Source organism: Nocardiopsis sp. MG754419 (assembly GCF_018207095.1).
Taxonomy (GTDB): Bacteria; Actinomycetota; Actinomycetes; order Streptosporangiales; family Streptosporangiaceae; genus Nocardiopsis.
Map to the genome: position 1 here is coordinate 41,733 of NZ_QOCZ01000006.1, position 12,330 is coordinate 54,062.

General features: G+C 72.6%; 8 protein-coding genes. 4 read left to right on the top strand and 4 right to left on the bottom strand.

The features are described from left to right. Positions 1 to 5: 5 nt before the first annotated feature. Positions 6 to 2,192, top strand: coding sequence for a SpoIIE family protein phosphatase (locus tag DSY14_RS02360; RefSeq protein ID WP_211714764.1), 2,187 nt, complete (start codon positions 6 to 8; stop codon positions 2,190 to 2,192). Positions 2,193 to 2,201: 9 nt separating this feature from the next. Here DSY14_RS02360 and DSY14_RS02365 read toward each other — a convergent pair whose 3' ends face one another. After that, positions 2,202 to 2,807 (bottom strand): response regulator transcription factor, encoded by a 606-nt coding sequence (locus DSY14_RS02365; protein WP_211714736.1) that lies wholly within the window; start codon positions 2,805 to 2,807, stop codon positions 2,202 to 2,204. 217 nt (positions 2,808 to 3,024) lie between these two features. On the opposite strand from DSY14_RS02365, the gene DSY14_RS02370 reads away from it, so the two are divergent. Further along, positions 3,025 to 4,668 (top strand): S1C family serine protease, encoded by a 1,644-nt coding sequence (locus DSY14_RS02370; protein ID WP_211714737.1) that lies wholly within the window; start codon positions 3,025 to 3,027, stop codon positions 4,666 to 4,668. Positions 4,669 to 5,280: 612 nt separating this feature from the next. Further along, the gene (locus DSY14_RS02375; RefSeq protein WP_211714738.1) at positions 5,281 to 6,555 is read left to right on the top strand and encodes a glycosyltransferase; all 1,275 of its coding nucleotides are present in this window, start codon (positions 5,281 to 5,283) and stop codon (positions 6,553 to 6,555) included. Here DSY14_RS02375 and DSY14_RS02380 read toward each other — a convergent pair. From DSY14_RS02380 to DSY14_RS02390, 3 genes are all read right to left on the bottom strand, one after another. Further along, positions 6,504 to 8,042, bottom strand: a complete 1,539-nt coding sequence (locus DSY14_RS02380; RefSeq protein WP_374223974.1) for an ATP-binding protein — start codon at positions 8,040 to 8,042, stop codon at positions 6,504 to 6,506. The genes DSY14_RS02375 and DSY14_RS02380 overlap by 52 nt on opposite strands. Positions 8,043 to 8,049: 7 nt before the next feature. Next, positions 8,050 to 8,745, bottom strand: coding sequence for a response regulator transcription factor (locus DSY14_RS02385; RefSeq protein WP_211714739.1), 696 nt, complete (start codon positions 8,743 to 8,745; stop codon positions 8,050 to 8,052). A 124-nt stretch (positions 8,746 to 8,869) separates the two neighbouring features. Beyond that, the gene (locus DSY14_RS02390) at positions 8,870 to 9,817 is read right to left on the bottom strand and encodes a CoA ester lyase (RefSeq protein WP_211714740.1); all 948 of its coding nucleotides are present in this window, start codon (positions 9,815 to 9,817) and stop codon (positions 8,870 to 8,872) included. A 146-nt stretch (positions 9,818 to 9,963) separates the two neighbouring features. On the opposite strand from DSY14_RS02390, the gene DSY14_RS02395 reads away from it, so the two are divergent. Further along, complete coding sequence (locus DSY14_RS02395; RefSeq protein WP_211714741.1) at positions 9,964 to 12,309, top strand: molybdopterin-dependent oxidoreductase; 2,346 nt, start codon at positions 9,964 to 9,966, stop codon at positions 12,307 to 12,309. Positions 12,310 to 12,330 lie beyond the last annotated feature (21 nt).

Below are 12,330 nucleotides of genomic sequence, written 5' to 3' on the forward strand. Positions count from 1 at the left end.
ACGCGTTGAAGGTCGCTCGACGGGAGTTCCCCCCAGCTCCCGAGACCGCGGCGGCCGCCCGAGAATTCGTGCACGACACCCTGCTCGGTTGGGGCGTGCCCGACCCGTTCGACGACATCATCCTGCTCGTCAGTGAACTGGTCACCAACGCCGTCATCCACGCGGACTCCTCCCTGGAGGTCACCGTCCGGCGTTCGGAGGGGTCGACGGAGGTCATGGTGACCGACTCCGCCCCCGAACGCGCGGTCCCCCAGGCGGGTCCGTTGGCGGTGGACACCACACCCTCGACCGACAACGAGCGCAGTGGTGGTCTGGGGTTGGCGCTGGCCTCGGCCATCGCCTCCAGTTGGGGCGTGAGCTACGGGCGCAACGACAAGGCCGTCTGGTTCCGCATCGAGGACAAGGGCGCCGACCACACGTCCCTGGAGTCCCCTCAGGTGCGCAGGGGCGGTGGTCCCGTCCGTCCCATGCGTCCGCCGGCGTGGTCGGCGCTGGACGCGGCGCTCGGCTCCCGACTGAGCCTGCCCCAACTGCTGGAACGCACGGTGGAGTACGCCACCTCGAACCTGGGCGGTGACGCCGCCTACGTCGCTCTGGCGACCTCCGACGAGACCATGTGGGAGGTGCGCGCGGCGATGGGGTTGACCGGGGGCGCGCCCTGGCGCCCGCTGCGGGTGCGCACCGAGGAGATCTTCCCGTCCGCGGCGCCCGAGCCCGGACCGGTGATCAACGACGACCTCATGATCGCCCGCGCCAGCCGCGGGGCGCTGTCCCGGGCGGGGATGCGCTCGTTGGTGACCGCTCCGCTCATCGTCGACGGACGCGTGACCGGCCTGTTGGCGGTGGCCTCCACCCGGGCCCGCCACTTCGGCTCCGCGGCCGCCAAACGGCTCCAGGAGGGCGCCGACCTCATCGCGCTGCCCGTGGAGCGGGCCCGACTGGCCGAGGTGGAGCTGAGCCGCCGCGCCTCCCTGAGCTTCCTCGCCGAGGCCAGCGACCTGCTCGCCGGCACACTCGACGAGCGGATGACCGGTGCCCTGGCGGCACAGCTCATCACCTCCCGGCTGGGCCGGTGGTGCGCCATCCACACCACCGACGAGCTGGGGATCTCCAAGCTCACCCACGTCGTGCACAGCGACGAGAACCTCAACGACGTCCTGCGCTCGCTGCTCACCGCGCTGCCCCCGCAGGAACAGCGTGAACCGCAACCGTTGTGGTCGCCGCAGGAACTGGCCGACGAGGGACTGGCCACCGAGGGGCTGGACGAACACCTCACCGGCCTGTTGGCGCGCGGTCCCGCGATCAGCATCCCCCTGGTGGCGCACGGTCGCGCGCTGGGGCGGATGACCATCGGCAAGAACGAGACCGACGACTTCACGCGTGAGGAGGCGGACGTCGCCGACGACCTGAGCCGTCGGGTCGCCTCGGCGATGGAGAACGCCCGCCTGCACGAGCGGCACACCGCGATGAGCACCGCGCTCCAGCGCAGCCTGTTGCCGCCCAAGGACAAGGAACCCGTGATCCCGGGCGTCGACCACGCGGTGTACTACCGACCCTCGGACGAACGCAGCGAGGTCGGCGGCGACTTCTACGACGTGTTCTCCGCCAACGGTCGGTGGTGTTTCGCCATCGGCGACGTGTGCGGCACCGGCCCCGAAGCGGCGGCCGTCACGGGTCTGGCACGGCACACGCTGCGCGCACTGGCCCGGGAGGGCTTCACCCCCGCGCACATCATGCAGCGGCTGAACATGGCCATCCTCGACGAGAACACCTCGACGCGGTTCCTCACCATGCTCTACGGCGAGATGACCCCGGCCACCGACGGCGCGGGCGGCATGCGCGTGCGCATGGTCTCCGCGGGCCACCCGCTGCCGATGCGGGTGAACCAGAAGGGCGAGGTCGAGACCTTCGGCAACTCCCAGCCGCTCCTCGGCGCGTTCGAGGACGTCGGGTTCGCCACCGAGAGCGTGGACATCCATCCGGGCGAGGTGGTGCTGGCGGTCACCGACGGCGTCACCGAACGGCGCAGCGGCAGCGACATGCTCGGCGACGAGGGGTTGGCGGAGATCTTCTCCCACGCCGCGGGGCTGACCGCCCAGGCGGTGATCAGCCGGATCGAGCGCGAGTTGGAGGAGTACGCGCCGGGCGGCAACGCGGACGACACGGCGATGCTGGTCCTGCGCTTCCTCTGAACCCGGGGGTCAGAGCCAGCCCATGTCCTGCGCGGTGCGGATCGCGGCCATGCGGTTCTCCGCGCCGGTCTTGCCGATGGCGTTCGACAGGTAGTTGCGCACCGTGCCCTCGGTGAGGTGCAGGGTCCGGGCGATGGCGGCGACGGTGGCGCCGTCGGCGGCGGCGCGCAACACCTCGCTCTCCCGGTCGGTGAGCGGGCTCTCGCCGCCGACCATGGCCGCGGCGGCCAGGTCGGTGTCGATGTAGCGTCCGCCCTCGTGGACCTTGCGGATGGCGCCCGCCAGCAGTTCGACCGGCGCGTCCTTGGCCAGGAACCCCCGCGCGCCCGCGGACAGGGCCCGGCGCAGGTAGCCGGGGCGTCCGAAGCTGGTGAGGATGACGACCCCGCAGCCGGGCGCGCGCTTCTTGAGCTCGGCGGCGGCCTCCAGCCCCGTGGCCCCGGGCATCTCGATGTCCAGGACGGCGACGGCGGCGTCGTGCGCGAGGACCCGGTCCACCACCTGGTCGCCCCGACCGACCTCGGCGACGACCTCGATGTCGTCCTCCAGGCCGAGCAGCGCGGCGATGGCACCGCGCACCAGGTGTTCGTCGTCGGCGAGAACAAGCTTGATCACGGGGAGGCCTTCCCTCTCACCTGCGCCGTCGGAGAGCGCGAGCACGGTATCGTTCCGGACATTGTGGGGCATGAGGCACAGTACGGGCTCGCGGGGAGGGGCGCCCCGCACCGCACGGGAACTCGAAACCGCGCTGTAGCGGGCTCTCACCCTTTTCTAACCCACACACCACAAGATGAAGCAAGTCAGTACATCGTCCCATCAGCCGGAGGATGAGTTGCAGCCGAACGAACCGAACGACGGCCGGGAGACCGGTGCGGGTGCGGAGCACGCCGCCGGCCCCGAGGACCGACCCGTCCAGGACTCCCTCGCCTCCGACGACCGGGAGCAGGGCACTCCCTCGGACGACGCCACCGGGGTGGACGAGACCGGCGCGCAGGCCCCCGAGGTCGAGCGTTCGGGTCCCCCTCGTTTCTCCCCGCCCGAAGGGTCGGCCCCCAGTTGGGCGACCGGCCCCCACGACACCGACCAGGGGACCTACGTCTTCCACGGCCAAGGCCCGCACACCGGTCCCCGACCGGCCGGGCCGCAGCAGCCCGGACCGGGCCCCCAGCAGCCGAGCCCGTACGCCACGGGACCGGGGCACCACGGCCCGCAGCACCACACCGGTGCCTTCGCGGCCGGCGGTCACCCCGGGGGACAGCCGGGCGGCGCGCCCGGCCCCCACCCCGGTGGGCATCCCGGCGGCGGGCCCGGTCCCCACCCCGGAGGTCCTCACTACCCGGGGCCGATCGGGCATCCGGCCTTCGGCGCCTCACCCGCGCCCGGTCCCAAGAAGCGCGGCACCGGCAGGATCATCGGGATCGCCGCCGCGACCGCGCTGGTCACCAGCCTGATCGTCGGTCCGGCGGCGGCACTGGGCACCGCCTATCTGATGCCCGGCGCCGCACCGAGCAACGCGCTCACCGGTGAGCAGGGCACCACCGCCACGGAGGGGGCCGTCGGCGAGGTCGCCGAGCAGGTCCTGCCGAGCGTGGTCTCCATCCAGACCGGATCCGGCGGCGGCAGCGGCGTGGTCCTGTCGTCGGACGGACAGATCCTCACGAACGCGCACGTGGTGGCCGAGGGCGGCCCCCTCCAGGTGCGGTTCAACGACGGGACCGCCGCGGAGGCGGAGGTCCTCGGCTCGGACCCGGTGTCCGACATCGCGGTGATCCAGGCCGAGGGCCGCGACGACCTCACCCCGGCCACGCTGGGCGACTCCGACCAGGTCGGCGTCGGGGGCGACGTGATCGCGATCGGTTCACCACTGGGCCTGTCCGGCACGGTGACGACCGGTGTGGTCAGTGCTCTCGACCGGCCCGTGAACACGGGCGCCACCGAGAGCGGCGGTGGGCAGACGTCCACCGTGATCAACGCGATCCAGACGGACGCGGCGATCAACCCCGGCAACTCGGGTGGACCGTTGGTGAACTCGGCCGGCGAGGTCGTGGGCATCAACACGGCCATCGCCGGACTCTCGCAGGAGAGCGGTTCCGTGGGTCTGGGCTTCGCCATCCCGATCAACCAGGTCCGCCCGATCGCCGAGCAGCTGGTGGAGCAGGGGAGCGCGAGCTACCCGGCCATCCAGGCGACCATCGCCCCGAGCCGGAGCGGTGGCGCGGAGATCATGGAGGTGACCGGCGGTGGCGCCGCCGACGAGGCGGGCCTGTCCGCGGGCGACGTCGTGGTCTCGTTGGACGGAGAGTCGGTGGACTCCCCCGACCAGCTCATCGCGCAGATCCGGGCCCGTCAGCCCGGGGACGAGGTGACGCTGGGCGTGCAGTCCGGCGGCAACGGCTCCACGGAGGAAGTGAAGGTCACGCTGGGCGAGCAGAGCGCCGCGGCCGCCACCGAGGAGGTCGAGGCGGAGGAGGACTAGGGATGCGCCCCCGGGGGCTCGGCCGGGTTTCGGCCCGTGGCGGGACACCCCGAGGCGAGGCGAAGGCCCTCGGCGCGTCCAGAGCCCTACCGGTGCCCGAGCGGACACCACTCGTGGTCCGGCGCACGGGGTCCGGGCGGTGTCCGCGCGGGCCCGGCCCGTGGTCGGCGCCGGCGGAGCCGGGGCACCGACCGCCCGGCGCACAGATCACCCGGCGCGGTCCCGCAGGAGGTCGACGGGGGCGTCCCTCCGGCGGGACCGCGTTCGGGTTCACTCTCGTCGATCAGCGGGGGGATCCCCGGCGACGCACAGTGGGTGCACATGAGGAACACGAGACGAGGGGCGGCCCGGCACGAGCGCCGGGCCGCTTCTTCGTGTCACGGACTTCCGGGCCGTCTCGGTTCCGGTCGGAATGGGCCGTCGGTCGACCCTGACCGGAACACACGAGACCGTCTTGAGGGACAGGAGTGAATACGGAGAGTATTGTTCTCTGCGCCGTCTGCGACCACTGCGATCGTCGCTCCGTTCACCGCACGGTCGACGACGGTCCATGCGGGTGGCTCACACTCAGGATGACCACGGCAGGCCGCGCGACACTGCAGGAGAACCGGTATGTCCACGTCCTTCGCACTGCACCAGCCCACCGTCCCGCGGCCGGCCCATCCCGGCGTCGGTCACCGCCGCACGCGAGTCCTCATCGGCACCGACACCTACCCGCCGGACGTCAACGGCGCGGCCTACTTCACCGCGCGCCTGGCCCAAGGCCTGGTCGAACGCGACGTCGAGGTGCACCTGGTCTGCCCCTCCCCCACCGGGCGACCGCACGTGGTGGAGCGGGACGGGGTCGTGGAGCACCGGTTGCGGTCCATGCCCTCCCTGGCGCACGAGAGTGTCCGCCTGGCCCTGCCACCGGGGGTGCGCGGCCACCTGAACCGGCTCCTGGACCGCCTGAGCCCGGACGCCGTGCACATCCAGAACCACTTCCTCATCGGCCGGATGCTGGCCCGGGCCGCCCGCGGGCAGGGTGTGCCGGTGATCGCCACCAACCACTTCATGCCCGAGAACCTCTTCGACCACCTGCGCTTGCCGTGGTCGCTGCGACCGTACGCGGCCCGCCTGGCCTGGTGGGACCTGAACCGGGTGCTGAGCCGGGTGGCGCACGTGACCACCCCGACCCCGACCGCCGCCGGACTGCTCCGCGTACAGGGGTTCGCCCATCCCGTGGAAGCGGTGTCCTGCGGGATCGACCTGGCCCGCTTCCGCCCGGCGCCGGAGGGGTCCACCCCCGCCGACCGGCGGCGCCTGCGCGCCCGGTTCGGGCTCCGGGACCGCACGACGATGCTCTTCGTGGGCCGTCTGGACGAGGAGAAGCGCGTCGACGAACTGGTGCGCGCCGTCGCCCTCATCCCCGACGTCCAGTTGGTGCTGGTGGGTCAGGGAGCGCACCGGGGCAGGCTGGAGGAGCTCGCCGCGGCCGAGGGTGTGGCCGACCGGGTCGTGTTCCTCGGTTTCGTGGCGCACGAGGACCTGCCGGACGCCTACCGCTGCGCGGACGTGTTCACCATCGCGGGCATCGCCGAACTCCAGAGCATCGCCACCCTGGAGGCCATGGCGAGCGGGTTGCCCGTGGTCGCCGCCGACGCCATGGCGCTGCCGCACCTGGTGGAGGAGGGGCGCAACGGGTACCTGTACGAGCCGGGCGACCCGGATCGACTCGCCGACCGGGTGAGGGCGGTGGTGGCCTCGGAGAAGACCCGGTCGCGCATGGGCGCGCACAGTCGGGCCATGGCCTCCCGTCACCGGATGGAGGACTCCCTGGAGCGGTTCGAGCGCATCTACGAGGACGTGTCGGTCGGCGCGCTCGCCTCGTCCTCCGGGGGCCGGTAGGTCGGCAGCGCGAACCCGATCACGGTGCCGCCGCCCTCGCGGTTGCGGGCGAAGACCCGGCCTCCGTGGTCGTGGGCGATCTCGCGGACCATGGCCAGTCCCAGCCCGGAGCCGGGCAGACCGCGGGCGACGGTCGCCCGGTAGAAGCGTTCGAAGAGGTGCGCGATCTCGTCGGGATCCACACCAGGGCCCCGGTCCAGAACCTCGACGACGCCCGCGCGGACACGGATCTCGATCGGGGCGGTGCCGTCGGGGTCGAACTTGGCGGAGTTCTCCACCGGGTTGGCCAGCGCCCGTTCGAGGGCGCCCGGACGGCCCCACACGAGGCTGTCGTCGGCGTCGACGAGGATCAGACGGCCGGTCCGGCGACGGGTGCGGGCCGCGACGCGCTCGGCGACCTCGGTGAGCGCGACCGCGCTGCGAGCCTCGTCCTCGTGCTCTCCGGTGGCCAGCCCGACCAGTTCGTTGACCAGGTCGGTGAGTTCGCGGGTCTCGCCCTGGAGATCGTCGATGAGCCGCTGTCGGGCGTCCGGGCTGAGCCGGTCCACCCGGCCCATGACCTGCACGTTGGTGCGCAGGCTGGTGAGCGGGGTGCGCAGCTCGTGCGCGGCGTCCTGCACCAGACGGCGCTGTTCGTCTTTGGAGCGGGCGAGCCGGGCGAGCATGGCGTTGAAGGCGCTGGTGAGTCGACCGACCTCGTCGTGGCCGGGTTCCTCGGGGTCGCCGCCCTCACCGTGACCGCCGGCGGCGGTCGCCCGATCGCCGTCGCCCCCGTGCCGGCCACGCGCGGTGGTGACCGGATCGAGGCGTCCGGTGGAGCTCACGTACTCGGCGGCCTCGGTCAGACGGACCAGCCGGCCGGTGATGCGGTGGCCCACCAGCCACCCGACCGCGGCGGCGCACAGTGCGGCGAACAGGCCCACCCACAGGATCTGGGTCGCCAGTCGACCCACCATCTGTTCGATCGGCGACAGGCGTTGGAGCAGCTGGATGGCGCCACGCCCCTCCCCCAGCGAGACGGTGCCCACCCGGTACATCTGCTCGTCGACCTTCAGGTCCCGCTTGCTCACCACACCGGCGTCGTCGGCCCGGGCCACCTCCAGGTCCTCGGCGGTGGGGTGGAAGGAGGGCGGCTCCTTTTGGTTGGACTGCAGACGCGCCCACCCCCCGTCGGGCGCCAGGACCTGCGCGTCCAGGCTGCCCGGGGCCAAGAACGAGTAGCGGTTCTCCTGCACGTCCTGGCTGGCCTCGGCGGAGACGACCAGCTGACGGGAGAGGTTCTGCACCGCGGTGTCGAACTCGTTCTCGGCGTCGGCCCGGATGAGCGAGGCGGCGGTGCCGTAGGCGAGCGTGCCGATCAGGGCGATGGTGACCGCGGCGACCATCGCGAACAGGACGGCGAAGCGGGTACCGAGCCGCCAGTCACCCGGATTGAGCAGGACACTGTGCCGCGCCGCCTCCTGGACACCCGATTCGGGAACGGACACCGTCGACTCACCCCTGGCGCAACGTGTAGCCGACACCCCGGACCGTCTGGATCAGCGGTGGTCCGCCGTCCTCCAGCTTGCGACGCAGATAGCTGATGTAGACCGCCAGGTTCTTCGACTCCGGGCCGAAGTCGTAGCCCCAGATGCGGTCGTAGATGGTGGCGTGGTCCAGGACGATCCCGGCGTTGCGCATGAGCAGTTCGAGCAGGTCGAACTCGGTCTTGGACAGCTCCACCTCGCGTTCGCCGCGCCAGACGCGACGGGCGCGCGCGTCCAGACGCAGCGCGCCCACCCGCAGGGGCGCCTCGTCGCCGGCGTCCTCCGTCACGGGGGCGGCCCGACGCAGCAGGGCGCGCAACCGGGCGAGGAGTTCGTCCAGTTCGAAGGGTTTGGCGAGGTAGTCGTCGGCGCCGGCGTCGAGCCCGGCCACCCGATCGGGCGTCTCCACCCTGGCGGTGAGCATGAGGATGGGGGTGCGGTCGTGCTCCGCCCGCAGGACCCGCGCCACCCCGAGGCCGTCGACCCCGGGCATCATGACGTCCAGGACCAGCAGATCGGCGGGCTCGGCGTGGACGGCGGCCAGGGCCTGGACGCCGTCCGCGACCGTGCGCACCGTGTACCCCTCCAGTTGGAGGGCGCGTTCCAGGGACTCCCTGATGGCCCGGTCGTCGTCGGCGACCAGGACGGTGGCGGTGCTTTCCATGCGCCCATGCTCCCCCAAGCGGGTGAGAGAGCGGTAAGAACCCGCCAGGAAAGCGGCGAGATCCTGTCACGGAACCGGCACCGGACCACGCCCCGGCCCCGCCGGGGCCCCGCCGGGGCCCGGTTCAGGCCTCGGGGTCGAAGGCGCGGGTGCGCCGCAGGCCGGCCGCGCGGCCCTTGCCCGCCACCACCAAGGCCATCTTCCGAGACGCCTCGTCGAGCATCTCCGCGCCCAGCATCACGGCGCCGCGTCGGTCGACGGTCGTGGCGTGCTCGTAGGCGTCGAGGATGAGCTCGGCGTGGTCGTAGTCGTCCTGGGAGGGGGCGAACACCTCGTTGGCCGCCTCCACCTGGAGGGGGTGCAGCACCCACTTGCCGTCGAAGCCGAGGGCGGCGGTGCGTCCAGCGGCGCGGCGGAACGCGTCCACGTCCCGGATCTGCAGGTAGGGGCCGTCGATGGCCTGGAGTCCGTGCGCGCGTGCGGCCACGAGGATGCGCATGAGGACGTGGTGGTAGGCGTCGCCGTGGTCGTAGCCGGGCGGTTGCTCGCCGACCACGAGGCTCTTCATGTTGAGCGAGGCCATGAAGTCGGCCGGCCCGTAGACCAGGGTCTCCAGACGCGGTGAGGCGGCGGCGATCGCGTCCACGTTCACCAGGCCCCGGGCGTCCTCGATCTGGGCCTCGATGCCGATCCGGCCGACGGGCAGGCCCACGGCGCGTTCGATCTGGGTGAGGAGCGTGTCGAGCCAGTGCACGTCGCGGGCGTCGGTCACCTTCGGCAGGACCAGGGCGTCCAGATGGGCGCCCGCGTTCTCGACCACGGTGATGACGTCGCGGTAGGCCCACTCGGTGGAGACGTCGTTGACCCGCACGGTCCGGATCCGTCCGTCCCACCCGCCGTCGGTGAGCGCCCGGACGACGGTGGTGCGCGCGGACTCCTTCTCCAGCGGCGCGACCGCGTCCTCCAGATCGAGGAAGAACGCGTCCACGTCCAGCCCCCGGGCCTTCTCCACGAACCGGGCGTTGGACCCCGGCACCGCGAGCACCGACCGTCGCGACCTCGGCTCTGTCATGGCGTGATCTCCCCGCTCGTGCGCTCGGGTTCCTGTGCGGACACGGACCCCGCTCGGGGCCGCGCGCCTCATCATCGCACCGTGCGGTGCATAGAGTGTGCTCCGGGGCCGGGCGACGAGACGGCCCGGGGGATCAGGGAGTGCGCATGTCCGTGACGCTGCGGCCGACCAGTGCCCACTGGGGCAGCTACCAGGTGGAGGTCCGGGGGGACCGGGTGGTCGGGGTGCGTCCCGACCCGCGGGATCCGGCGCCCTCCCCGGTGATGGAGAACACCCCGGAGGCCCAGCACCATCGCACCCGGGTGGCCCGGCCCGCGGTGCGACGCCGTTGGCTGGAGCACGGCCCCGGCCCGGATCCGCGCCGGGGCGATCCGGACGACGCGTACGTCGAGGTGGACTGGTCCACCGTGCTGGACCTGCTGGCCTCCGAACTCGACCGGGTGCGCAAGACGTACGGCAACACCGCGATCTACGGCGGCTCCTACGGCTGGGGCAGCGCGGGCCGGATCCACCACGCGCAGAGCCAGCTGCACCGGTTCCTCAACACCATCGGCGGGTACACGCGTTCGCGCACCACCTACAGCCACGGGGCCGTGGAGGTCCTGTTCCCGCGGATCATCGGCATCCCGGCCGCCAACCGTCTGTTGCACCGCGCCCCGTCCTGGGAGCGGATCCGCGAGCACACCGAACTGCTGGTGAGCTTCGGCGGACTGCGCCTGTCCAACACGTGGAACTCCTCGGGTGGACGCGCCGCGCAGACCGCCGGACCGTCGATGACCGCGGCCTCGGACGCGGGCGTGGAGTTCGTGTCGGTGTCCCCCCTGGCCGACGACGTCCCCGACGGCCTCAAGTGCACCCGGGTGTCCCTGGAACCGGGCACCGACACCGCCGTGTTGTTGGCGCTCATGCACGTGTTGTTCGACGAGGGGCTGGCCGACACCGCGTTCCTGGACCGGTACACGGTCGGCGCCGACCGGCTCCGCGCCTATGTGATGGGCGGTCGGGACGAGCACGGGGAACCCGGCGGGGTGGAGCGGTCACCAGAGTGGGCGGAGCGGGTGAGCGGGGTTCCCGCCGCCGACATCCGCGCCCTGGCCCACCGGATGGCGGAGCGCCGCACCCTCGTCAACGTGGGTTGGTCGGTGCAGCGCGCCCGGTACGGCGAGCAGCCGCTGTGGGCCGGGCTGGCTCTGGCGTGCTGCCTGGGGCAGGTGGGTCTGCCGGGCGGCGGCTTCGCGTCGGGCTACGGCTCCATGGGCAACTACGGCGGCGGTGCCACCCCCGTGGGGCTGCCGCGCATGCCACAGGGGTCCAACGCGGTGGACTCGTTCATCCCGGTGGCCAAGGTCGCCGACATGCTGCTGTACCCCGGTCTGCCCTACGACTTCGACGGAGAGCGTCGCCACTACCCCGACATCCGACTGGTGTACTGGGCGGGCGGCAACCCCTTCCACCACCACCAGGACCTCGACCGGTTGACCCGGGCCTTCGGGCGTCCCGAGACGGTGGTGGTGCACGAGACGCACTGGACGGCCACGGCCCGGCACGCGGACATCGTCATCCCGGCGACCACCACGCTGGAGCGCGAGGACATGGCGGCCAGCCAGGGCGACCTGGCGCTGCGGGCGATGCCGAGGGCGGTGTCCCCCCACGGGCGGGCACGCGACGAGTACGACACCTACGCCGACCTGGCCGAACGGCTCGGGGTACGGGAGGAGTTCACCGAGGGGCGCACCGCCCGCGCGTGGATGCGCGTGGCCTACGAACGGTGGCGTTCCCTGCTGGCCCGCCGTGACCTGGAGGTCCCGGACTTCGCGACGTTCTGGGAGCGGGGCCGGGTGGAGATCCCGGGCCGGGTCGAGGACGAGACCCTGATGGGCGACTTCCGCGAGGACCCCGAGGGGCGTCCGCTGCGGACCCCGAGCGGGCGGATCGAGCTGTACTCGGAGACCATCGCCTCGTTCGGGTACGAGGACTGCCCCGGACACCCGGTGTGGCTGCCCGGTCCGGCCGTGGCGGCCCGGCCGGGACGACACCGGGACCAGCGGCCCCTGGTGCTGGTGGCCAACCAGCCCTCCGGCCGGTTGCACAGTCAGCAGGACATGGGCCGGCACAGCACCTCGCAGAAGGTGCGGGGACGGGCCCCGCTGCGGATGCACCCGGACGACGCCGGGTCCGCGGGGGTGTCCGACGGCGACGTGGTGCGGGTGACCGGTCCCAGCGGCACCTGCCTGGCCGGTGCGGTGCTCGACGACGGTCTGCGCCCCGGAGTGGTGCAGCTGTCCACGGGCGCCTGGTACGACCCGTCCGGACCCGACGTGACCTGCGCGCACGGCAACCCGAACGCGCTCACCCGGGACGAGGGCACGTCCTCCCTGAGCCAGGGCTGCACCGGCCAGTTGGTCCGGGTCCGGGTGGAGCCCTACACGGGCGCTCCGCCGGCCCTGCGGGCCTTCGAGCCGCCCCTCGGTGTGGAGCGGTCGACGGACTGAGGCCCGACCGGTGGAGCACCG